Annotated in this window: 14 protein-coding genes, 2 tRNA genes and 1 pseudogene; 8 read left to right on the plus strand and 9 right to left on the minus strand. The window is 41.8% G+C overall.

The genetic code is table 11. From position 1 onward, the window contains the following. Positions 1-96: 96 nt before the first annotated feature. The 5 genes from AC3IRT_RS13880 to AC3IRT_RS13900 are packed head-to-tail and all read left to right on the plus strand — an operon-like array spanning position 97 to position 8,043. Positions 97-3,210 (plus strand): SusC/RagA family TonB-linked outer membrane protein, encoded by a 3,114-nt coding sequence (locus AC3IRT_RS13880; RefSeq protein ID WP_489393810.1) that lies wholly within the window; start codon positions 97-99, stop codon positions 3,208-3,210. Positions 3,211-3,220: 10 nt separating this feature from the next. Continuing rightward, entirely contained in the window at positions 3,221-4,861 is a 1,641-nt protein-coding gene (locus AC3IRT_RS13885; protein ID WP_489393811.1) for a RagB/SusD family nutrient uptake outer membrane protein, read from the plus strand. A gap of 15 nt (positions 4,862-4,876) precedes the next feature. Further along, positions 4,877-5,569 (plus strand): hypothetical protein, encoded by a 693-nt coding sequence (locus tag AC3IRT_RS13890; protein ID WP_489393812.1) that lies wholly within the window; start codon positions 4,877-4,879, stop codon positions 5,567-5,569. Between the two features lie 23 nt (positions 5,570-5,592). After that, a complete protein-coding gene (locus tag AC3IRT_RS13895) occupies positions 5,593-6,576 on the plus strand; it encodes a hypothetical protein (RefSeq protein WP_489393813.1) in 984 nt (327 codons plus the stop codon). A 42-nt stretch (positions 6,577-6,618) separates the two neighbouring features. Continuing rightward, the gene (locus AC3IRT_RS13900; protein WP_489393814.1) at positions 6,619-8,043 is read left to right on the plus strand and encodes a DUF6055 domain-containing protein; all 1,425 of its coding nucleotides are present in this window, start codon (positions 6,619-6,621) and stop codon (positions 8,041-8,043) included. Positions 8,044-8,140: 97 nt separating this feature from the next. Here the strand turns inward: AC3IRT_RS13900 and AC3IRT_RS13905 are convergent, their stop codons facing one another. From AC3IRT_RS13905 to AC3IRT_RS13940, 8 genes are all read right to left on the minus strand, one after another. Beyond that, positions 8,141-10,687, minus strand: a complete 2,547-nt coding sequence (locus tag AC3IRT_RS13905; RefSeq protein WP_489393815.1) for a carboxylesterase family protein — start codon at positions 10,685-10,687, stop codon at positions 8,141-8,143. Positions 10,688-10,716: 29 nt separating this feature from the next. Beyond that, positions 10,717-12,045, minus strand: coding sequence for a c-type cytochrome (locus AC3IRT_RS13910; RefSeq protein ID WP_489393816.1), 1,329 nt, complete (start codon positions 12,043-12,045; stop codon positions 10,717-10,719). Then, a complete protein-coding gene (locus tag AC3IRT_RS13915; protein ID WP_489393817.1) occupies positions 12,045-12,620 on the minus strand; it encodes a thioredoxin fold domain-containing protein in 576 nt (191 codons plus the stop codon). Before AC3IRT_RS13915 ends, AC3IRT_RS13910 begins: the two co-directional genes overlap by 1 nt. Positions 12,621-12,707: 87 nt before the next feature. After that, a complete protein-coding gene (locus AC3IRT_RS13920; RefSeq protein ID WP_489393818.1) occupies positions 12,708-14,402 on the minus strand; it encodes a SusD/RagB family nutrient-binding outer membrane lipoprotein in 1,695 nt (564 codons plus the stop codon). A gap of 12 nt (positions 14,403-14,414) precedes the next feature. Beyond that, a complete protein-coding gene (locus AC3IRT_RS13925; RefSeq protein ID WP_489393819.1) occupies positions 14,415-17,717 on the minus strand; it encodes a SusC/RagA family TonB-linked outer membrane protein in 3,303 nt (1,100 codons plus the stop codon). Positions 17,718-17,722: 5 nt separating this feature from the next. Continuing rightward, positions 17,723-18,925, minus strand: coding sequence for an ROK family protein (locus AC3IRT_RS13930; protein ID WP_489393820.1), 1,203 nt, complete (start codon positions 18,923-18,925; stop codon positions 17,723-17,725). Between the two features lie 446 nt (positions 18,926-19,371). Then, a complete protein-coding gene (locus AC3IRT_RS13935) occupies positions 19,372-20,835 on the minus strand; it encodes an FAD-dependent oxidoreductase (RefSeq protein WP_489393821.1) in 1,464 nt (487 codons plus the stop codon). Between the two features lie 279 nt (positions 20,836-21,114). Then, positions 21,115-21,188: transfer RNA gene (locus AC3IRT_RS13940), tRNA-Arg, on the minus strand. A 267-nt stretch (positions 21,189-21,455) separates the two neighbouring features. Between AC3IRT_RS13940 and AC3IRT_RS13945 the strand changes: the two genes are divergently transcribed. The 3 genes from AC3IRT_RS13945 to AC3IRT_RS13955 all read left to right on the plus strand — a co-directional run bounded on the left by AC3IRT_RS13945 (position 21,456) and on the right by AC3IRT_RS13955 (position 23,358). Continuing rightward, positions 21,456-21,540: transfer RNA gene (locus AC3IRT_RS13945), tRNA-Ser, on the plus strand. A gap of 375 nt (positions 21,541-21,915) precedes the next feature. Further along, positions 21,916-23,163: a TlpA family protein disulfide reductase gene (locus AC3IRT_RS13950; protein ID WP_489393822.1), complete on the plus strand. Its 1,248-nt coding sequence runs from the start codon at positions 21,916-21,918 to the stop codon at positions 23,161-23,163. A gap of 129 nt (positions 23,164-23,292) precedes the next feature. After that, positions 23,293-23,358 (plus strand): YSIRK-type signal peptide-containing protein, encoded by a 66-nt coding sequence (locus AC3IRT_RS13955; RefSeq protein ID WP_489396138.1) that lies wholly within the window; start codon positions 23,293-23,295, stop codon positions 23,356-23,358. On the opposite strand, the pseudogene AC3IRT_RS13960 reads toward AC3IRT_RS13955, so the two are convergent. Then, positions 23,355-25,682 (minus strand): annotated as a pseudogene (locus tag AC3IRT_RS13960) (ABC transporter permease); the annotation flags it as partial. The gene AC3IRT_RS13955 and the pseudogene AC3IRT_RS13960 sit on opposite strands and share 4 nt — an antisense overlap. Between the last annotated feature and the right edge of the window lie 473 nt (positions 25,683-26,155).

Genomic DNA, 26,155 nt, shown 5'->3' on the forward strand with positions numbered 1-26,155 from the left:
CAATTGAGCTTACTTCTGCTAAAATATGGTTGATCATCATTCTGATGAATAGTTAGTTTAGCTTATTAATTAACCAAACCAAAAATTACAAATATTATGAATTATGCAGGTCTATTATTAGCTCTCTTATTCCTGTCTGTTAATGTTTGTGCGCAACAAATTTCGGGTGTCGTTCAGGATGGTGCAGGCCAACCAATTCCTGGCGTCACGCTCAAAAATTTAAGTACGCAATTGACAACACAGACCAATCAAAAGGGAACGTTTCAACTCGCTGGCCAAAAGGGACAAGTTGTTGAAGCAAGTATGGTAGGGTACGAATCTAGTCGCCTTACCATAGGGTCCGAAGCAGTCTTAAAATTCCAAATCACCGAGAAGTTTTCGAATTTGGAAGAAACTGTTGTTATCGGGTACCAAAGCGTATCACGTAAAAAGAATACAGCGGCCATGTCGACAATCTCTGGGAAAGAGCTTGAAAACATACCGGCGGCGAGTTTTGAATCGATCCTTCAGGGACGATTGCCCGGTGTCAATGTGCAGAACATTTCGGGCTCTCCAGGAAGTATGGGGACCGTTTACGTGCGAGGTAGTACGGGACTAAGCAACAATTTTGACGAAGCGCAAATCTTAAGTAGTCCGCTTTATGTCGTAGACGGTGTACCGCAGCCGACAGAGCAGTACACCAACTTGAATACCGGTACGGGTACCAATTTCTTGGCCGGAATAAATCCCAACGATATCGAATCTGTTTCTGTACTCCGAGATGCCTCTGCAGCGGCTATTTATGGATCGCGAGCTGCCAATGGCGTTATTCTAATCACCACGAAAAAAGGTACAAATCGAGAACCAGTCGTGATGGTGTCTGGATATTCCGGATTAACCATGCGCCCAGATTTACGACCTGTCGCACTGGGAGCAGCCGAAAGACGGCAAAAAATGGATATTGTTAGAAATCAGTTGAGTTATGCTGAGCAAATCAACCTCCCTCGCTTGCTAACAGATAGTTTGAATCCGGCATTCGATGGCAACACCGATTTTCAAGATCTTTTTTATCAAAAGGGTTTAGTGAATAATGCAGACTTAAGCCTCAGCGGCGGCAGCGAAAGTTCTACCTATCGGTTTAGTGCAAACTACTACAACGAAGATGGCATTATCAAAGCTACCGGATTCAGAAGGTTATCCACCAGATTAAACTTGATGAACAGGGCTTTAAACAACAAAATAACGATTAATCCCATCATCGCCTATACCAATATGGATAGAGCTCGTGGTAACGGAAATGGTGTGAGCCCCTTACCATTAGGATCTGCCAATATGCCTTCATCGCTTTTTGAACTATCTGATACTCGAAAGGCATTTTACACAGGATTGTATGATGAAAATTTGGACAAAAACTTAACGAATCAATTAACCTTTAATCTAAATCTTGACATTAAGCTACTACCCAAGCTGACGCTAACTTCTCAGACGGCTTACCAATATAATACGGGACGGAGAGATATGAGTAGGCCTAGCGCATTGAATAATTATCGAGGAAATTCGGCATTTGCATGGAATTCGGCGCAGCAAAACTGGCTTTCTTCTAATTACTTGAATTATAGCGACACGTTTGGCAAACATAGCTTAACCATGCTCGTGGGCCAAGATATCGTACACGATACGTATCAGGAAAGCTCTGCCGAAGGCTGGAATGGCAATTCGGATCAGATCCAGGTAGTACAAGGTTTTCTCCAAAACTATATGACGGCTTACTCAGACTATCAAGCATGGGGATTATTATCCTATTACTCCAGAGTGAGCTATGATTACGATAGTCGATACATCTTTTCGGGAAGTATACGAACAGATGGATCATCTCGTTTTGGTAAGAATAATCGTTTCGGATGGTTTCCTTCCGCATCTGCCGCTTGGCTACTATCTGAAGAAAATTTCATGGAGGATAATGATAAATTTTCTTTGGTAAAACTGCGCGCTAGTTATGGAACGACCGGAAATCTGCCTAGTCAAAATTACTTATCTTATAATACCTACCGGCTCAATGCGGGTACCTATAGCGGTGCCAATGCACCGAGCTACAACGGCGTTGTAGCGATCACGCCAAACTTTGTGAGTGGAGTTGCTCAGGATGATCTCACTTGGGAAAAAGGGATGAGTTGGAACATCGGTACAGATATCGAATTGTATAACGGAAAGTACAGCATATCGGCAGATATATACAATAAAGAAACCAATAACCAACTTTTTGCGGTGCAGTTACCGATTAATACGGGGTATGATTTCGCCACCACCAATTCGGTTGGTGTTAGAAATTATGGTGCCGAATTGGTGATCGGTATGAATCCATTATCGTCTTCGAGTCCGGTAAATTGGCGTTCTAACTTTAATATATCCTATAATAAAAATCAGATCATGAAGTTACCTAATGGCGGACGCGATCTGGTGATGAATGGCGACCGGTTTGACGCTTCCCATATTTTGTCAGTTGGTAGTCCGATCAATGCCTTTTATTTGTTCCAGAATTTAGGTGTGTATTCTACTATAAACGATGTACCGACAAATCCTTACACCGGAGATCTCTACGGAAATGGCGGTCCATATGGCGCTGGTATGTTTCACTTAAAGGATTTGGATGGAGATTACTACATAGATTCGTTCCGTGATGGCATTAACCCAGACAAGTTGCCTATGGGAGACCCTAATCCTAAATGGACCGGTGGGTGGAACAACGTAGTATCTTACAAAAACTTCAGCTTATCATTTTTATTAAATTTCACATTAGATCGCGATGTGCTCAATTTATTTGAAGCAGATGCTTTTGCTACAGTCTTTGACAATTTCCAGTTCGCCGCAAAAAGTTATCCCGACCTAGATCGCTATAATATCTGGAAGCAAAGTGGTGATCAAGCCGAGTATGCGAAGATAGACATGGGATCCTATCGCTATTACTATACTTCCGCACAAACGTTCTTCTTAGAATCTGGAAGTTATATCCGTCTACAAAATATCATCTTGAATTATTCGCTCAATCAGGCATTCGCTTCGCGAATAGGTATCAAAGGAGCGCGTGTTTATGGGCTAGTGCAAAATGTCGCTTCTTGGCAAGCTTCCAGAAAAATTCCTGATGCAGAATCCATCAATCAATACGGAGAATATAGCGGTAATGGCTACCCTATACCACGCAAATTTACAGTCGGTTTAGAGGTTACATTTTAATTAAAAACTTATGAAATCAAAAATTATATATCTATTGGCCATTGTCGTGGGAGGCTTAATGTACTCTTGTAAAGACTTCTTGGATGAAGTACCAAGGAATGCGACATCTGGCGGCGAATATTGGAAGTCTGCGACAGATGTACAAAGTGCCTTAGCAGGGAATTACGCCTTGTTAAGAAATGCAATTACGAGTGGAAATTATAAGGGAGTACCTCGACATTTTATTTATGGAGATGGAGTACAAGGCAATAATTTCACGATCCAATATGATGGAGACGGGTTAGAAGGCGTACAGACGGGCGATTTTACGTGGAGATACAATGTAGAAACTTATGGCAATTGGACGCCATATATCAAGTGCATCACCATGAGCAACCTAATCTTGGAAAAAGTAGAAGGCATGGATGAAGATCTTTTTGCTCAGATAAGTAATCCTACTCGTTTTAAAAATGAAGCTTTGGGACAAGCATATTATATCCGTGCGCTCACGTACTTTTTCATGACCCGTACCTGGGGAGATGTACCACTTATACTGGAAACAGAAGACGATCCGATCACAGCCGATCAGGCCGCACGAGTTTCCAAAGAAGTGATTATGCAACAAATTATTGCCGATTGCCAGAAGGCGGCCTCTTTGTTGAATTGGAATTACACGGACATCAAAGCTGCAAAAGTAACCGCCAATAAAGGTGCTGTGTATGCCTTACTGGCTCACGCCTTTTTGTGGAAAGCCACCACAACCAATCTCGGTAATAATGAACCTATAATGGAAGATGTGTTGCGTGCTGACACCACGATCCAAGCGCTCAAGAATTATGGTGGTTATAGCCTTGTGGACACCGCCAACTACTACAACACTTTCATAGGAAAAAGCCGAGAAGGTATTTTTGAGATCGCAGCAAGCGAAGACAACTTAGAAGGCTCCACCAACCACATTGCTGCTTTCTTTCTTCGTCAACAGCACATCGCATTCAAACCTGCTTCCTGGTCTCGATTTTTTGTTCCAAAAACGTACTTAGATGTACATTATGAGAAGATGCCTACGGGTATCATACAAGAAACGGTCGTACCTGGACAATGGGTATGGAATGAACCAGATTGGCGCTGGGATTGGGTAGCTGAACACACCGTGGTACAAGAGGGAATTAGTGACAAAATTACAGACATCAGATACATCAAAAACTTTGCGGACATTTCATTAGATCAACCAACCTGTATCAAGTATCATAATGTTAACCTCCGCACGCCAGATGTAGCTCATATCAGCAACAATATTATCATCTTCCGCTATGCGGACATGCTATTACTCGAAGCAGAAATCGCTATTTACAAAAATGAACTACAACTAGCAGCTCAAAAACTCAATACTTTTCGAAGTGCCAGAGATCCACTTGCCAAGAATAAGATGATTAGTGGTACAGATACCAGAGACAATATTATGTTTCAATATGCACTAGAGCGAAGTCGAGAAATGTATCTCGAAGGACACATTTATTACGATTTGATCCGTACTCGGCAATATCCGCAATTCATTACATGGCTTACCCCGGATCGTTTTAGACTAGGTGGCTTCTATTGGCCTGTAAGTCCATTATTATTTAAAAACAACCCCAATCTGGCTCAAACGCCTTATTGGATCGGTAAAATCTAATTTAAATCTAAAGCTATGAGAGAACGATATATATTTTTCCTATTGGCGGTGTCATTTCTAATGACATTGGCCTCTTGCGAAAATGATGATTATGCAAATGATGGCGGCAAATCCGAGCGATATGTCGATTTGACGACCTATGATTTTCTGAAAAGCCACGGCAAATTTGACTCATTGGTAGCCATTATAGATCGTGCGGGATTGAAAGATATGGTCAATGAACCAAACACCACGCTCTATGCCAGTACAGATTACAGTGTAGTCCCTTATGTGCTCGCAAAGAAACAAAAACGTGTCATAGAAACCGGCAATGAAAACATCGAGTTTGGCATTAATGATATCTCTGTCCGCGAATTGGATTCATTAAAGATGTACCTATTTGATGGTGCTCATATCCGCGAGTATCTCACGCGAGATAATAAGTATTTCACGAGCAAATTTGGGGTGATGAATAATTCAAGATTTCTAATCAAATTACGTCGTGTGATTGAGTATACAGATTATGTTGACTACGTAGAGTACGTGAATCTCACGCGGGTGATTGGAGAACTTGATAGCGAGCTCGGATCAGGGGCGATCATACTACCGCAAGAAGTAGATATGTCTTATGATTGCCAAACTGCTGGAATCATTACCAAAACCGGTGTCGTCAATGTTTTAATAGATGGTCATAGATTGATGTTCAATAGAGAATCTGCTGGCCAATAAGTGACAACCAAAATATATTTATTATGAAAATACAAATTATTCTATCCATAGTATTAGGCCTTTCGCTGATTTCATCATCATGCAAGAAGATCGAGAAGGGTTTTTTGAGCGACAACCCGCGTTATGTTAACGGCACCATAATCGTACCAAGAGGAGGTGTTTATGTGGCGTCAGAACGTATTGATGCGGATGGTTCTACACCGCCTTATTCTTTTAAAATGTCTAATCTAAGAGACCGAGTTACTGGGTTACCAGCACCAAATGAGTTTTTTACAGAGTACGATGTATTAATGTTTAAGAAGGGAGAAGTATTCGATGCAGCTAAAGATACCACCACCGCCTTACTCAACGCCAAAAGAGAAACGGTACGGAGCACTCCCCTTGTTTTTAATCCTGCCAACGGGCAGTTAGTCTTTAATAGATCATCTTCCAATCTTCCTTTAGGGGAGTACCTATTTGATGTCGAGATGACCAATGTAAAGGGGACCACTTCTTTTCCAAATTTTGGAGCTGTGCGGGTTATTGATCCGTCGATCAACGATTTCTTCGAGGTAACCTATCAAGCCGCCTCGGGGTCGAACTCATCGGAAACGTTTTTTACGACCACAGCACCGCAAGTATCCTGTGAGCGCATTTCTGCCGAAGGAGCGCGAATAATCCTCAAGATAGTAGACAAAAATGGCGTAGCATTCGATCCTTCTGCCAATCAGGTAATCCGAAGAGGCGATCGTCCAACATTTGAAAGCCATGTCAAGTTTAATCCTGTTGCCGCAACAGATACTGCATTAGTTTGCGATTTTGAAGTAGCACCGTTCCCATTGAACATTTATCATGATGGCGTTACAGATTGGGGCTATTTGATTTATTACCGAATTCCGATGGCCTACGCAACAGTAGATGGATATGCCACGAAAACACTCAACGTAAATCCCGTATTTGGATTTCGAGTAAAGATGGAAGGTACTTACATCGTAACAGTTCGCTTACCTGCGGTGACTAAAGTTTAAAAAAACCATAGATCTTAACCATTTTTTTGAAAAGACATGTTTATGAAATATAACCAAATTATACGTCTTATCTGGACGATCGTAGTGCTAACCTCTTTAAGCTTTTCTTGTACTAGCGCAAAAGATGAAATCGTACCATATGACTATTCTTATCTCCCAAAACCAGTACCTGATGCCGAAGGAAGCGGCGTTTTGCCGCCCAAAGAACTATATATACCTAAGGGCGGTATTTGGGATGTTCCTTGGAACAATAATTTTAATGATCCTGCCAGTAAGTACAGTTTATCAAGAAAAATCGAAACCAGAAATTTTGCCATGTTATGGGATGCGCAGTTTGGCGCGGATCTGGTGGCGTCCACTGGTGCAAATCCAAGTAATACCTTAGGCTTTCTAGAAAGAACCTATGATTATTTTTCAGAAGAATTGAAATTCACCGAACATGGCAACTCGCTAACGGACAAATACAAAATGATTGTATTTGTCCGTGGCGGAGATGATCAGACCGCTTATGGAGGTGGCGCTATGGATTCTGTCGGCATTCTTTGGATGCCTTCTACCAGACTAGGTGCACCCTACACAACGCTTGCCCACGAATTAGGTCATTCCTTTCAATACATGGTAAAGGCGAATGGCCAATGGGGCTTCTCGGATAATACGCCAGGTAGTAATGGTCAAGCGATCTGGGAAATGACATCACAGTTCATGACGATGATGGTATATCCAGAATGGATGACCATCGAAAATTGGCATTTAGTATCGTTTATGGAAAATACGCATCTTGCTTTCATGCACGAGAATATGAGATACGCATCACCTTATGTTCTATTGTATTGGACGGACAAGTACGGGCTGGATTTCATGAGTAAAATATGGCGCCAATCTACACGACCTGAAGATCCTGTAGCGACCTACAAACGCATACAAGGAAAAAGTCAAGAACAATTTAATGACGAAATCTTTGATGCAAATCGGAAATTTATCACATGGGATCTTCCAATCATTCGATCGACTGAAAAGAGTAAATATGCCAATCAGCATACCACCAAAATGTCATCTATTGGCAACAATTGGTATCGTATTTCTCCCGACAAATGCCCGCAAAACTATGGCTATAATGGCATACGATTGAATCTCCCGGCAGACAATGCTACCGTTACCGTCGACTTTAAAGGTATAGCCGGCACCGCGGGCTATCGGGCTATTAAAACGGATAAAGCCGGTTGGCGATATGGTTTTGTCGCTTATCAAGCCAATGGAAATCGCGTGTATAGCGATACTTTTTCGGAAAAGGAAGGTACAGCCAACTTTACTGTACCTCCAAACACAACCTACTTATGGCTGGTAGTTAGTGGCGCACCAAACGAACATTGGGAGCACCTTTGGGATGAAAACACCAATAACGATGAACAATGGCCTTACGAAATTAAAGTAAACGGCACAACATTGCATGCTTCTGTGGTGCAATAATCTGTTCTCAAAACCATATTAAACAATCAAAGGCCATCTGAAAAAGATGGCCTTTGATCATGAAGAACAGTTATTAAAGATTTAGCAATGTGCAATTTTACAATGACCAGTCGTTGTTAAAAAACCCGACATCGACCAAACCAGAAGCTCCGTTGGTCAACATGTCAATTGAGAAAAACATGTAATCCGGAAAGCCACTTGCGCCAGCAAAGTATTGATTGGCTGTAGCAGCTTTCATACCTTGAATGCCTGTGCCTGTAATCACACCAATAGAAAGCGTATCGCTACCCGACTTTGGATATACAAAATAACCACCCAAATCGTTAGCAGCTTGTACCTTCTGTCCCATCTTCAACTGTCCGGCACCAACCTGAATTGGACAATCCGCAAGCAACGCATTCCATGCGCTGTTCGTTTTAGCGTTACCGACTAAAATGATATTACGATCTGCATATTTTGATGGATCAAAATCTTTGTCTGCTACCGCATCAAATGCACCATTACCACGATAGTACCAAGATTCTGCATCGTAACGCACTTTTTCCCAAGCCCAAGCATTCTCTTCGGCTGTACCTTGCGTACCGTACACGTAAACCATGTTGTGTTGGAATGCTTCTTTAAACGTACCATTCCGTTGTGGACCTTTATGCGCTAAAGAAGGTTTTGCCACCAATTCCCATTTATTAGCTTGCTTTTCCAGATAAATATGTCCGTCCGTACTTTGAGCTACTGATGACTCCAATACATTCAGACTATCCAAAAACACCGTCAACGTTCCATTAGCACCAAATTCAGAGATATCCAATTTCAATGTTTTCACATTATCGGAGCTACCCGTAATCTGGCGCTTTTCTATATCGCGCGATAGTTGGATATGTGAGTAAGCCAATGCTTTCTCCTGCTGATAAATAGTCGCCCAATAGTAACTAGCAGAAATGCCTGGGTTTGATGTTTTAAAATCTACCTCGTTTACTTCGTTGCTCGACTTACGTTGATGCCACTTGAAGTAATCAAATAATGGTTTCCAATCCACACTTTCATTGCTATACCAATGCGATCCGCCTGGATATTCGTAATAATTGAAATCGGGGTGAAAACCGCCTAACACTTCCCGCATTTGACGCGCATAGGTTACCGGAACTGTGCGATCCGCATCACCATGCAATACGTACACACCCAGCGGTTTATAATTCGTCGCATAAGCGACTACATCACTTTGATTACTTGATCTTAGCAAAGTATTTTCTAATGCATTCCCTCCTTGATCAGGAATGATTCCATCTGCCGAACCGTAGCCTTTCAACGTTGGATAACCAGCACAAGGTGCAATCGCTGCCCATTTGTCGGGATAAGTCGCTCCAAGAAACCAAGTACCATGTCCGCCCATCGAGTGACCGGTCAAATAAACGCGTTTTGTATCATGTTTAATCGATTTTTGCGCTAAGCTCAATACTTCCAAAGCATCCAATCTGCCCCAGTCTTCCCAGTTGAAACCACGTGGTCTACGATTCGTAGGCGCTACTAAAGTACCCCAATCTTTGGATTCGTATGCTTGTGCTTGTCCCAGAGCTTCTACACCGGCACCGTGAACCGAAAAGAATAAACCTTTGTCCGCAGCATCTCCACCAATCGCTGGATTCACCGCATAATATTGTACACTACCATCGATCTCGCTAATGAAGGTCACACGATACGCTTTGGTTTTGTCTACAGAACGTAGCTGCACGGTTTGCTCATCTTTTACCTTTCCACCTTGCACCAGAGCAATAGTCGCATAAAGATCTCCCACTTGGCTAACGCCTGAACCGTCAATCGCTGCCATCACTTTTCTAGTGCTGTGTGCGGCAATGGCAGGGATTTCACGCTCTACTATTTTGCCTGCTACGGTACTTCTGATAATGGTTTTTGGAATCGCTTTGTCCGATGTATTTACGACAGTTACACCCAGCATCAGTGCCGAGTTGTTGCGACCTGCTACGATATCCGGAAGTGTCAAATCTTCTGTAGCCAAGAACACGGGTTTTTCAGAAAACACCAATTCTGCCGCCACGAATGTACCGCGCACGTAGAATTCGTTCTTTCCTTTTTTAAGACGAACCGGGATATTCAACCAGCCCATTCGGTACGGATCACCGGCATGCAGTTCTCCATTAACCAATACCGCACTGTTTCCTTTGATATTCAATACCGCATCTTCGTTTTTCGAAGATTGGTACGTTAAATACAAGTAACTAGAACCAAAACCACGGCGCTGCGGCATAGGAGTCCGTGGTACATTTTCGGTTTGCGCCGCAATGCGACCTGGCCCTGGCGGATTGTTGGGGTTAGACAGATTTCCACCTGCATTTCTTTGCGGCCGGAAGAAACCTGCCGTATCCGTGGTGATCTTTACCCATGATGATTCATCATTGCCATTCCATACTTTCCCTTCCGCTGGAGTTTCGAAACCTTTTTGGTAAAATTTACCTAAAAATGGATCTGCATATACCGCCTCGCGACCATAATTAAATGGTATTTGAAGAAAAAGACCTTCGGTAAATGCATGTTTCTTTTGTGCATGCAGCGTTAGCACCATACCCAGCGTACAGAGCCAAGTTATCGTTGATTTTAAGCTAATAAATGATGTCTTGTTTGATATATTCATAGATAGATTTTTTTTAAAAACTAAGATTATTATTCTTTCCGTATTGCCGTGACGCGTTCTTCATCCCCTTCCTTGTACGGTAAGTAAATCATGAGGAGCGTCATCATCTCCTGATCAGATTTCATATTCGAATAAGAGAAAATATTTTGCGGTGGCGAAAAAGGATTAAACGGATTCGCCGCCGTATTATCATATGCGCATTCCATATGAATAACAGCGCCTTTTGGGATTTTTTTAAAGAGCTTGTAGCGATACATTTCTTGCCATCGATAATCCCAGTCGGGTATATTTATTAATGGAATCGTATCGTTATTTTCTAGTGTGGCATAAACTTTAAATGATTTGCCAATATAATGCATATGTGGCCAGATGTAGAGCATCGAAAGATCTTCCCCTGGATTTTTAAATTTCAGGGAGTAATGACTGACTTTGTCGGCAGGAATCATGAAGAAAGAAGGCTGAATATCCAACTCCCCTATTCCTCCAGAACCGAAACTGACCACTTTTACTTCTCGCTCTACAGGTACCTCGGTGAAAAATAAATGGACACCATTGACCGACAACTCATCAATCGGCGTAGCCGAAAAATGTACCGTCAGCAAAACCACTCCGCGTTTTGGCATTTTCCAACCGATTTTAGGTGGATAAGCTTCTGCGGAAGCACCGGGAATCCAGCCGCCATAGTAGGCCATGTTTCGCTTAAATTTTTTATACGGATCATTGTGTCTTACTTCTCCATCCGTATGATTGGCCATAGCTGGAGCGGCGTGAATGTCTATTGCGGGATCTTCGACGATCTGAACCGCATAATTCACATGATGAACGAGTTTTTTATTATTAGAATAGAATTCGATCGCTTCGACATCAAACGATCTGTCTAGTTCGAACGGGATCTTGAACTCTACGAAGCGCTCTATATTATTGCCTTTTACTAAAAATGTATCGGCTGTCACCAAGGTCATATCTGCGGGACGACCATAGCCTGTAGTTAGCTGGCTGAGATCTTGTTCTCGTCCTTTTCTTTTTCCTTCTTTCGCGCCGGCATCGACCCAAGCAGCAATCGTCTGAATTTCTTTTTCGGAGAGCGAGCGATCATTATCAAAATGAACGTACTCATTATCAGCTTTCCAAGGTGGCATATAACGGGACTTCACCACTTCTTTGATAAAGGTGGCGCGTTTGGCGACATCACCATAAGTTACCAAAGGAAAAGGTGCTGCTTCGCCATCTCGATGACAGGATACACACTTACTTTGTATGATCGGCTGCACATCTTTCACAAATGTCTGCGCATGCAAATGAGATGTAAACCAAAAATTGGCGAACCCAATCAGGAGGATAGTTAAAATTTTCATCATTAGCGCGTATTAATGAAACAACCTTTGGCCACTGTCTTTTTCACTTGAATTGATTTATTTTGAAGCAAACTGGTGATAGCGTCTTGCAGATAATGTTCGGTAACGACCACGCGTTTTTTGCCTAACTCTTGCAGCGCATTGTCAATCGCTCCAAAATACTGTAAGCCTACTTTATCATACAGGGCCACCGATGGTGTCACGGTAGCTTCTAAAGCGCGCGTAAACTGAAAATCTGGATCTTGATAAAGTGCAATATTCACTTTGTATTTGGCTGCAAATTGCTTGATATCTTCGGAACTGTACGCTCTACCAGGGAATACTCCTATAAAATGTATCTGTTGTTTGTATTGTTGGTTAAGTTGGCTGATGGTCTGTGTGTATTTTTGGCAAAGAGGGCATTCCGGAGAAAGAAAAAACACCGCTATTGGTTTGTCTACTTCGATACGATAAGGCAGCTCGGTAGACACATCAATGAGCACCTGTTTCCCTAGATTCTGTTGTTGTGCAGAAATCGAATAGCTTGATAATAGGAAAAAGCAAATCAATAGAAAGCGCGGAATCGATAAAGTACGCATAACCGAAATTTATTTAAAAATAAACATTGAAACGCATGAAACAAATAGCACCAACTTATAAAGCTGGTGCTATTGTTATTATTAAATTTACTGTTTATCCCACCATATTCTACCCTGAATGTCTGACGGCTGTCCAAATTCTGGATCGCTCATCATTTGATCTACAGCGGCTTTCTTGTTATCAAAATTGTATTCTCCAGTTACTGGAAAGCCAATATTAAAACGACGCGGCATTTGCGACACGCTACCTGTATTTGTCCAATCTTCGAAAACGAGTGCCGTGTTTTTATTAGGCATGCCAGTACGTTTTACCAAAGCCCAAGCCTCATTAAAGTTACGGAAGTAATTCAAATACGCCTGTAAGACAATTTGCTCTAAGCCTGTGGCTGCATTGTATGCGATGCCCGGTTTGGCTTTAAACGCCGCTATCTCTGCATCTGTAATAGCAGTATAGTTAACAACCTGTGCCATACCTGCTAGCTTGCTGTAGAAGCGAAGTGAAGCCTCCACCCCTTTGGTATACCATCCTTCCGCATTTTCATTAGACCAGCCTCTTTGCGCTATCTCGGCGCGCATAAAGCACACATCTGCATAAGTGATGACTGGAAAAATTCCAGTTCCCGTCCCGCCATCATTTTCTGGTTGGAATAGACGATCTTGTATGCGTGAAACGGTATCTAAAACTACGGTAGCCTCACCATTCCGGATCGAAAGTGGAGAGAAAAACCGCATCTTAGTCAGATCATCAGCTGCTTCTGGATTAGAAAACTGTCCGTAATAACGGCGCGTGTCGTAAACGGCACTCGCCGGAATAACATTCTGCTGCTTAGCGATGGCAAAATTTTCTGGACTCCATTGGTTTGGACGAAAGAATTGACGTAACCTTGGATCTTCACTATTCCACATGTAATCTACTACGCCCGACTCGCCCACGAAAAGGCGACCATTGCCCGTAATATTCCAGTTACCTCCCTGAGTGAAGCTCAAGCGAGCTGCGAAACTCCAATCTTCATCGCTATTAGAGATTAATCCTGCTGGATGACTTAATACATCCTGTATAATATTTTGCGCTCTGGAAGGATCACGCTTCATCAGTCTCAAAGCGATCACTAATCGTAGCGAGTTGGCCGCCTTAGCCCATTTAGCTGCATCCCCTGCAAAATACAAATCTGCGGGTCCATAACTATCTTGAGCCACAGCTTGTGGTGTCGTCAAAATAGTTGCTGCTTCTTTTAACTCTTGATCAAAAATGGTAAAGAGCTCCGACTGCGTTTCGTATTTAGGCCGTAATGTACCTCCATAGCGAGCTTGAAAAGCCTCCGTATATGGAATACTACCATTTATGTCAGACACATACCAAGCCTGCCAAGCTTTTACGATAGAAGGAATAGCTCGTTTATATACATTACGAGCTTTCTGATCTTCAGGCATACGGTCTATAAGTGCCTGTACGTCCACTAATAGAGGACCTATATCTTCAAAAAACTTACCGTACCGATTATTGGCATTGGCGGCATTATCCGTTACTCCTATTCCGTTACCAGTGATCTGCAAGAAAACCCTTGACCAGCGGCTGATATAACTATAGTTATCATAGAACGCTTCAAAGTCATTATCCTGCGTTCTAGCAACTGCCTGGGTAAAGAGGTAATCTGGATTGGGGTTTAGTACCGCATCTGGATCCGTATTGAATTCAGCATATTGGTCTCGGCTGCATCCCATAATGGTTGCTTGAGCGACGAGGGCAAAGGCTATATATTTTACTGTTTTTAAAATTGTCATAACACAGGTGTATTAAAAATTAGTGTTGATGGTGAAATTGAAACTTCTTGTTAACGGTGTACCACCTCCTAACATCGAAGCTGCTGAAGATGTAGAACGCAAATCTTCAGGATTAAAATTATCTGGCAATGTGTTGTACAGATAACCAAGGTTACGTGCATTCAATGTCAATCTCAGATTATTCAGTTTAAGTCTGCTAGCTGTCGCTGTTGGTAAATCATAGCTTACGGACACATCGCGCACCATAATCCAAGAAGATTCAAAGGCACCACGTTCACGAATACCTGTTCCCCAGCCGTAAGCCGAGTTGTAATAGTTCACGTCACTGATCGGAACAGTCAATCCACGTTCTGTTGTTTCTTGATAGGTTAAACCGCCGACATCTTGTCCGCCGACACGCGTACCCTGCGCAAATACGCCATCAGGAATGACTCCCCAAGCTTGATTGCCGGCTGCGTTAGTAAACTCAACACTGCCCTCGGTACCTGGTCTTCCCCATAGCGAACTTGCTAACTGACCAGTTTGCATAGAATAGTTGTACGTTGGAGAATACACGTGACCACCAAATTTAGCATCTAGCATGAAACTAAACATGAATGATTTATAACTGAATTGATTGATAATACTTCCCATAAAACGCGGCAAGACCGATCCAATTTCTTTTTCGCGTTCCGTTCCTTGTGCATAATCTTGAGAACGTACGAATCTTCCTAGGTTCGTACCCAAAAGTGTCATCACATTTTTACCATTATTGACGTGGTCAATTGGGTTACCACTAGCGTCACGTGCCTGAAATAAAGCATGACCGTAATTAGATACCATAGTACCATATGTGCCACCCACTTTTGCAATGGTACGGATACCGTCATCAGATTCTAGCTCGTGGATATCTACTCCTGGAGCCAATTCCAATATCTTGTCTCTGTTGCGTGTATAGTTGAAAAATACATCCCAAGTGAAAGCACCTGCTCTAACTGGCGTACCATTCAATCCAAGCTCTATACCGCGGTTGCGAATATGTCCACTGTTGATCAAGGCTCTTGTTACGCCACTCTCCCGTGTAACAGGTAAGTCAATAATCTGATCGCGAGTATCTTTACTGTAATACGTCGCATTAACACCTAAACGAGATTGAAATAATTTCATCTCTGTACCCACTTCCCATGTACTGCTACGCTCAGGACGTAGGTCACGATTTCCTAATCGTTTCGAGTCAAAATCATACATCGGCTGATTAACATATGGGTCACGTGGTACGTAGAAACCTGTCATAGCGTTATAGGTGCTGGTTCCTTTACCTACTTGATTGTAAGATGCACGGAGTTTACCAAAGGATATAATATCTCCGGTAAGCTCTAGCATATCGGAGAATACCCAAGCCGCATCCGAACCATAATAGAAGTACGAGTAATTACCGGTTTCATCTGGATACACCAAACTAGAATCCCAATCATTACGACCGTATAAATTGAGTGTTAGTGCATTTTTATAATCAACAGCTGTCTGGAAGATTGCCGATACGGTTCTCTTTTGATTCGGTTTTTCCTCATTTACAATAGGTCTTAAACGTGAATTGCTTAATCTAAAAACGTCTGGGGTTACCATACCATCAGTACGGGCAGTTATACCATTTCTAGATGAATGATTCAATTCTAAACCTGCCTGTCCCATGATGTCAAAATCTCCATACGATTTAGTGGCACGTAAGCTATTGATGTAACGTGTCTGTAATACGCGAGAAGAATAGTTACTGTAGTTACCATTAGCGAAGGCTGCGTCCTGACCGCGGTTCATCATCTGGCGGTTAGTGGCGAACAAGTTTGCACTAAAATTACTTTCTAAGGTTAGCCAGTCGGTGAAGTTAATGCGGCTATTTAAGTTTCCTCTAAAGTTGTCCTCAGTTTGCAGTTGACGATTTTCATACAACATGAACAACAATGGCGTCTTATTCGATGCATCTGCACGATTTACACCACCATTGATCGGATCTAAGTAATTCTCTCTCCAGTAAGCGAGGTCGTATTGACGTGGAACACCAAACGATAGACCATACAAAATGTTGTTCCCCATATTCCAGCGATCACCACCATACTGTGGATTAAACGCCGCATTGTTGGTATAGCTCACACTCCCATCCAAATGAATTGCATTGCCTAAGCGCTGAGTGGCTCTTAAGTTGAAGTTATTTCTATTCATTTTATTGTTTGGCGACACTCCTTTTGCATACGTATTAGTGTATGAAAAACGAAATGTTGTGCGTTCATTACCACCTTGTAGTGACAGGTTGCTATTCGAGTAACGTCCGGTTTCATAGATATCCAGCGGACTGTTATTTGCCTGAAATGGAACGAGTAATCCGTTAACATCACGTACCGTTCGTCCATCGAATTTAGGGCCGAAACTATAGGCATAGTTGGTCGTTGGAATTATCTCAATTCCATCTGCACCTACTGTATACACGGCATTAGGATTAGTGCCAGGTCCATAGATGTCCTGAAAGTCTGGTGTTGCATAAGCTTGTTCAAAGCCTTGCGTATGTGTAAATCCAACACCGAAACCACGCTGCGAATAACCTTTCTTCGTAGTAATCATGATAACACCATTACTCGCACGGCTACCGTACAATGCCGTTACCGAGCCACCATTTAGTACCGAAATAGATTCGATATCATCTGGGTTGATGTTTTTCAAGATGTTACCAAAGTCCTGATCACCACCACGATGGGGCAATACCACTTCCTCATCCATGATAATACCATCAACTACGATCAGTGGCGCATTACCGAATGGATCTAAAGACCCAGCTCCGCGGATCAAGAAGCGAGTGGATGCCTGCGGACCACCTGTACCGACGTTAATCTGCAATCCGGGCACCTTACCTTGCAAAGCAGCAATCGGGTTGATCGCATTAGTTTGTCTAATTTCGTCACCAGAGATTTGCGTCATAGCGTATCCCAATTGCCGACGTTGTCTTTGCTCTCCCAAGCCAGTTACTACCACTTCGTCAATTTTTCCGGCATCGGGTTCCAATTGAACAGTAATGCTAGTTGCAGCTCCGACTTGAATTTCTGAAGAATTGAAGCCAATGCTAGAAAAGCGCAATCGGTCCCCAGCCTTGGCGGTGATCATAAAACGCCCTTGGCCATCCGTTTGAGCTAATCGATTCGTTCCGACCAACGTTACCGTAACACCTGGTAGTGGTCCATTCACATCTTTCACCGTACCGGTGACGTGTGGTTGCTGCGCAAAAACCGCTCCGATGGCAAATACCATCAGTAGCAGCAAGGCGCATGTTTTAAAGTTGATTTGATTCATAATTATTATTGATTTGGTAATGTGCTGGCTAAAGATTTAGTCGTTAAAGTAGAAAAATCGAGTTCCTGAACAGCTAAGGCATAGGTTCCGATAAGCTGCGGATGTTCAATAGTTGAAATAATAATTTTTGTAAATCGTGCAATATGCGGTATGGCATATTTTTGTATAGCAATTTGTATTTCAGGTAGTAGTATAGCGTCCATTTTGGCACCACGTCCGCTAATGGTGATGTATTCAGGATTGATAATGTGGATCAAGGTAGCGATTCCTTTGCCCAGCATTCCTGCAATTTTTTGCGCTTCTTCCACAGCGAGCTGATCACCCCGATTTACCGCATCGATAAACTCATCCCCCGAGATTGTACCATGCTGCTGATAGGTGCCAGCCAATAAAGAGACCTCTCCTATGTTGATCCGCTGTGTAACCGCCGCTAAAGCAATGGTTAAGGAGGCACTTACTTCTAAACAACCACGCTTTCCACACGAGCATAGCAATTCGGTGTCAGCTAGCGGAATATGGCTAAACTCTCCTGCGTGACCGCTGTGGCCCTTAAAAAGTTTGCCATCAATGATGATCCCTAAACCTACGCCCCAGTTTAGATTGACCACCAAAAGATCCTTTGCATATTTTTGATCGCCAAATGATTTTTCAGCCATAGCGATCGCTACGGAATCATTTTCTATAACTACGGGAAGCTTAAATAAAGACTGTAGTTCTTCTTTTAAGTTATAGAATGGATCAGAGTGCGGATAGGAATTGTTGATACCCGATTGAGAATCGATAAAGCCGGGCATAGATAAGCCAATAATACAGATCTGTCCAGTTCCGTATGGAGCCATGAATTCATTACACGATTCTAATAGTTGCTCATAAGCCTTTTTCGTGTTTTTTAATGGGTTATACAGATGTTTAACATCGCCTATTGGGTTGCCCGAAATATCATAAAGAGCAAAAGACGTGTAAAATTGATCTAGTGCAACTATTAGCACGTAAGGTAGTTGCTCTACATTCAAAGCAAAGCGTTGCGCTCTTCTTCCTCCTGTAGAAGGTGCCAGCCCTTGTTCGATGACAAGCTCTGCCTCCAGCAAGCAGTTGATTATCCCTGTTACGTTAGGAATACTCTTGTTTATCAATTGTGACAGCTCTGCAATGGAATGCTCACGATTAATTGAGAGACACCTCATTACTTGGCTAATAGATTTCGCCATGGGTAGATAATAAGAGCTTGTACGATAGATGGTACAGGCTAATAAGATTTGGTTTGTTAATAATATGTGGCAGCAAGATAATAACAAATTGTTATCAAATTGAAATCTTTTTAATTTTTTTATAAAGAAAATTTAAACAAGCTGATCTAGGAATTGAAAATTCGGTTATGGAAAGGGCTTGATTGTTATTTAGGTCAGAAAAAAATAATAATAGGAATCGTAAATCTCCGATTATTTTGTAAGATAATATTACTATCTACAATGCCATAAACTTCTTTGGATAATTTTGCACTTTCCAGTACGCGTGCTCAATATCATTCTTTTCTATTTTAGAGCAAGTAAACGAAATCACTATAGAAATCTTATTATTAAATAATTACAACTAAACAGGCTTTTAACCAATCTATCTTAGTATAATACAGCTTACACTCGCACGGCAGCACAGTTTAAACACCATCCGAATTATTTTTGATGGACTTTAAACACCGCCCTCTCGGCTCATCACCCTCCTGCAGGACAATATCTGAATGCAGAAACGCAGCGGCTTCTGCCGAATCCTTAACTTTAGTGGCGCTGCGTGCCAACATTTCCGATTCGAACTCGTTGAGCACGCTTTTCCGCAACCCTGTTGTTCTCCATGGAAGATGTGGATTGCATCCTTTGTAAATCGCTCGCGCAAGCTGAAGTGCGTCCAATAATGCTTGATTCGCTCCTTGTCCTTTAAATGGACTCATTGGGTGAGCAGCATCCCCGATCAGTGTTACTGACCCCACATCCTCCATAGATGTTTGCTGAAGTAATTCACGATCGTACACAGGATATCCTGAGATTTGAGCTTCCATCGTAGCCGCTAAAATCTGAGGAATTGGATCATGCCACTGCGTTCTGCGGCAAGCTTCTTCCTTGAGCGCGGAAGTCCCCGCAGCACTTAAGGCCTTAGCCTGCTCTTCGGCCATGGGGAAACTCAATTGCCACATGATAGAATCCGATGTGTAAGGCATCATATAAATTCGCTCATTGCCGTTAGCTGTTTGAAAAACGGTGGCAGAATCTAACAGTTCAGAATCCACATCCTCGATCGCAGCTAGCGGACAAATACCGAGTATGACAATGCAGCCCAAATAACGTAAGGGGCGAAAATCCTCTCCAAATAGCAGTCTCCCAACGGAACTGCGGATACCATCAGCTCCAACCACCAAATCAGCCCTAGATCGCTTGATCTCTCCATCGACCTGAAAACTCAGCTCGAAGCCATCATTCTCCGATCGCTCAAAATCGATTAGCTGATGACCCCAGTGTACAGCCGCGTGTTTACCAACTTGCTTTAGTAGTTCTAGGCGGAGTAATTGCCTGCCTATGTGCACATTCGAACGCTTCGGGTATGCAATGGAGTCTGTTGGAATCCATTTTCTAACGCCCCATTCACCAATCACTTTTCCCGTTGTAGTATGTACCACATGACGTGTTGAAATAACACCTTCTGCTAAAGAGAAAACACCTAGCCCTTCAATAGCTTTACTGGCCTGTTGCAAAGTAAGTCCATATCCCTGAGAACGCGTATTGAAGTCGCTATCACGCTCAAATAAGGAAAAAGGAATTCCGCGATGCAATAGTGCAGCAGCTAGTGCTACGCCGCCGATTCCCCCACCAATAATTGCCACATGCGGATAATTTTCATGATCTGGCAATGGTGGTCGCGCAGTTGGGATTAAGCCCGATCCAGCGCAGCTCGGACAGGAATAGCGGGGAGATTTGGGACGAACTGGAGCTGTACCTCCCTCTTCTGTTTGCTCAAATTGAGCCAATGCCAATTTGTGCTGAATCCTTACTTTTTTACGAAGCTTATGGCTTTTTTTTCCCTCTCCACGACATTCTAAACAGATAGTCCAACTGGTCTGCTGATTTTCCAATTTTCTAGTTTTTGATTATTCGAAATAAAGATGGAAACTAAAATCTTATTTTCTAAACCTTGTAAGTCTCTCCATATTTAAACCATCTAAAGTACAAACAAATTAATTTAAACAAGGCTTATACATATATAGCTTTACAATATGAAGGGAATCCATATCAGCTCTACCAGATCAAGAATACTCAAAGTAATTGTGATCACGGATCAATCGAGAATATCTATAAACGAAAAAAAGCGACGTCTGGAGCAACGTCGCCTTTAAAGTGAGAATAAATCCTCGTACGCCAAAAGGGATTCGAACCCCTGACCGACGGTTTAGAAAACCGTTGCTCTATCCAACTGAGCTATTGGCGCGTTTTAATGTGGAGCAAAAGTAGCCATTTGTGGCAGAAATGCAAAATTATTTTGTCAATTTCTCCGTCTAGTTACGAATGATCTACTACTTGCAAACATGCATAAGGCTATTTTATTGAATGACAAAATTATTTACAATTCAGCCATCAACTGTATCTAACTGCTGTACAGTTGATTATTCCAACATTCACCAAACAACCTGTTAGAGGCATCGAAGATTTTAAAATTAAATTTTGCGAATCTGTTCAGAATTTCTACTTTTGTCGCGGAGAGTTGGCAGAGTGGTCGAATGCGGCAGTCTTGAAAACTGTTGACTGTCACAGGTCCGGGGGTTCGAATCCCTCACTCTCCGCTTAAAAATCCTTCATCGAAAGATGAGGGATTTTTTGCGTTGTGGGGGTTCGAACAGAAGCGTTGGCCGGGGTTCGATTCTGGAAGGCTCAGGGTAGCGTGCGGGATGCTGAGTGGATGAGCCAATCCCTCACTCTCCGCTTAAAAATCCTTCATCGAAAGATGAGGGATTTTTTGCGTTATGAGGGTTCGAACAGAAGCGCTGGGTGGGTTCGAGTCTTTACGTAGAAGAGATCCAAATATGCGAATGGTTTTGTACTGTTAAAAGCAGTTTCGCAATAAGAGTATTCTTCATAAGCAAGTGTCAAAAAAACAATCACTTAATAATAATTTTCCTTACATTGATAGATGATTTAAACCTGCTAGCATTTATGTTATGAAAATTATATTAACACCAATTCGACAAATCACATTTAACAAAATAATTTCTTACCTATTATCACTAGGTATAATAACAGCAATATCCCTTAACATTAGCTTTGCTGGCAACAAAGCAAATCATAATGAGAGAGACTCAGGACTTTTTGAATTAACCATTGACATTAATCAACTGCAAAATCGTTCCGGCAAATTTATGATAACGGTTGGAGGACATTCGATCATACCAGAGTTTGAAAATAACATTATAAAAATAACCGCGCCATTAGACGAACCACGTAGGTCATTCGTGGCGTTTTACCCGGATGATGCAATAAACAATAATCCAAACAAAAGCCTTAATGAAATTGCAGCAGAATTAGATAATTTGTACACATTTATGGCTGAGGCAGGTCAATGTCATATTAAATCTGATAGTATTATTGCTAATAGTAAAATTACTAACCCCACAACTGCTCAAAAAGAGTACGCGCTCCTCTTGAAATTAAAAGATGGTTTTTATGAAATCATAGAAGCAAAATATCAACAACTGCTTAATGAACCTTTTGACATGGAAGATCAGAAGTATAAAGACTCTATTGTGCGACCTATTGTAATGGATTTTGTGCGTGCACAATACCCGGTGTATTATAATGACACGATTCTAAATTTCGTAAAGGATCATCCAGACTCCCCCGCATCAACTGTAGAACTTGAGGAATATTATAATAGTGAGCTTATGGATATGAAATCCCTTACAGCCCTCTACGACAATCTCTCAGAAAGGGTGAAAAATCTACCGACAGGACAGAGAATTAACAATTTTATTATTGCTCAAGAGTTCGCCCAAGATATTCTTAACAAGGAAGCCATAGATTTCACTCAAACTGATTGGAAGGGAAACCAGCAAACGCTATCTCAACTGCGGGGCAAAACCGTACTAATTCAATTTTGGGCGAGTTGGTGTGGGGCTTGCAGAGAACATTTGCCAGCCCTCAAAAACATTTATAATAAATATAATGGTCAAGATTTTGAAATCATAGGCATATCGGTCGACATAAATCATGAAAATTGGACACAGACAATACAGATGGAGGATCTGAAATGGCTACATGTTTCAGACCTGCAAGGATGGAATAATGTGGTAGCGAAACAATATAAGATCCATGGAGTACCATCAAACTTCTTGATCGATAAAATGGGCACAGTAGTAGGGTTTAATCTTAGTGGCGAAGAACTAGATCGTCAATTGAGCAATAGGAAATAAGGGTGTTGCACTCTCCATATTTCAACAATAATCAAACATCTGATTTTATTTTATAAAATAGAAAAAGGATAACAATAATCTCAGAAAAACACTTAATCAAAAACCGCAATTCATTAAAACTATATCTATATATATCGTTATTATTCATTCCGCAAACTATCAACTGGCTTAGCAAGCGAAGCTTTAATAGACTGAAAACTGATCGTCACTAATGAAATGGTAATCGCGATAAAGCCTGCAATTAGAAAATAATACCATTGTATCTCGATACGGTAAGCATAATCTTTTAACCAGTTATTCATTGCCCACCATGCGATGGGTGATGCGATGACAATAGCCAAGATAATCAACTTGATAAAATCCCGAGAAAGTAGCACTGTAATTTGTGTGACAGACGCCCCCAGCACTTTACGTACAGCGATTTCTTTGACGCGTGTTTCAGCCATATAGGCGATAAGAGCTAATAAACCCAAACACGCAATAAAGATAGTCAGGCCGGCAAATAACATGGAGATGGTACCCACTGCTTGAGTTTCTTTGAATTTGCTTTCAAAAACCTGGTCAATGAAATGATATAAAAATGGATAATCGGGATTGTATTCTTTAAAAACTGCTTCGATAGCTTTCAGACTTTCCGCTGTACTCTTAGCTGGATTTAGTCGATAGTGTATAATATTAAACCATGCATGAGGCCCCAAAACAACGGTGGGCTCTTGTTTCCCAAATGGTGAGCCGATAACAAAGTCTTTAATAACGCCGACTACCACACGTTTTTCCCCATCGCCCATAATCGTACTGCCTATCGGATCTTCTAATTTGAGTGCTCGCACAGCAGACTCATTTAGTAGTACCGCTAAGCTATCTGTAGGAAATGCATTGATATCAATATCTCGTCCGGCCAATAGTTCAAAACCCAAAGTCTTCACCCCGTCGGCATCGGTGCTAAAGCGGACATAGTTTATTCTTTTATCCGCTTCGGTCGAAGCATCTGATGTAAATCCCTGTCCGGAGCTCCATCGGTCGGTAATGGGAGACATATTTTTTGATACAGACAGAACCGCATTGCTCGCTAGTAGGTCGTGGCGAATTTGTTCATAATGTGTGTCTATTGCCCCTTCTATATACGTATATGCTAGCCCATTTTCCTCATAGCCTCTATCGCGATCCTTCGTGTATTGAATTTGCTTGGTTACAACCACCGTGGAGATCACCAGTATAATAGCTAAAGTAAATTGCAGCACGACGAGCAAAGAACGAATACTAACTCCTTTCGTGGATCCTTTAAACTTTCCCTTTAGTGTACTGATCGGTGTAAATGCAGAAAGGAAAAATGCAGGATAAATACCTGCCAATAAACCGGTTAACAAAGCAAATGCAATAAGAAACAGCCAAGTAACAGGCGTCAGAAATGATATAGAAAGATTCTTCGAGACTAGTTGGTTAAAATATGGAAGCGTGATGATCATGATGACTAATGCTAGAATCATAGCTAAAAGACTAATGAGCATACTTTCAGAAAGGAACTGAATAATCAGGCTTTTCTTTCTTGCGCCTACTACTTTCCTGACGCCGACCTCCTTAGCGCGCAACTCCGATTTTGCGGTACTCAAATTCATGAAATTGATACAAGCGACCAATAGTATAAATCCCCCTATCCAAGCAAAAAGTCGGACTAGATCAATCCGTCCGCTGGTATACGCTCCCCCTTTACCATTATTATACAAATAATGATCTCTGTATGGTGTTGCAAATATCTCGGATGTATTTTTACTGAAGCTATTATTGAGGTTAGTACGATCTCGGGCGAAGGTTTTTATTTTATCGTTGAAGTTGGATAAGCGCACATTTTCCTTCAGCAAAATAAATGTCGTAATGGAGTTATTAGCCCAATTCTCGTCATAATATCCGATCTTTTTAGCATAATCCCACGATAGCAAGGCTTCAAAATCAAAGCTGGAGTTGGCAGGGAGATCCGCAATGATTGCCTGCACTTGCACTTGATTTACAGAGTCAATCCTGATGATCTTACCAATAGGCTCTTCCTCACCGAAGAGTGCCTTCGCCTTCGACTCCGTCAACACGATCGACGATGGATCTTGCAGCAAACCGTCCTTTTCTCCTGATATCAGTGTGAAGTCAAATAGGTCAAAAAAACCAGGATCAACAAAGGTGGAGTTGGTTTTAATCTTTTTCAGTTGATAGGTCGTTAGAAAATGGTTTTCGTCACCATAGCGAGAGTACGATTCCACATCTGCAAACTCCGCTCCCATCGCTTCCCCCAAAATCTTCGGAGTATTTAGCCAGGCAAATTTAGATCCTTGATAATCGTCTCTGTTGCTGATAATATACAAGCGATCGTCTTTTGTATGATAGCGATCCATGCTCAGCATGTTCTGCAACCATAAGGCAATCATCAAACAACCTGCCATGCCGATAGCTAGCCCGATAATGTTAATGGCGGAAAACGCCATATTTTTCCTGAGATTCCGTAAGGCTATCGTGAAATAATTTCTAAGCATGGCTATCTTTTTTTAGTTTTATGTCAACGGATTGGATGAGTTAAAAATAGCCTATTTTGATTCATCGGCATCCGCCTCTCCAGCTTATTCAAGTTATTTGCCAAAACCACAAAAAACTGATAATCAACCCAAAACAAATATTTTAATGTTGAATACATGTCCGTTTATGGACATGTATTGTACGGGACTGAACAGTATTTCCATACGCAAATTGACAATACACATGGTAGCGCATGAAACATTATAAAATCCCACTATGCAATGTAGAGTTCAATTAGGAATAACAAATAGCATGTATAACCAATTAAGGATTTAAAAATCGACCTGTGTAGTCACTTCAGGATTAGACACCTTTTGGCGTACCTAAAAACACAAAAAACCTCGGCTAACAAGCCAAGGTTTTTGTGTAATATCAACGTGCCTTATTCATGGCATCGTACATAAAAGCTCTCTATTTCCCAGGTAGTGAACCT

The organism is Sphingobacterium sp. KH_072, assembly GCF_057837975.1.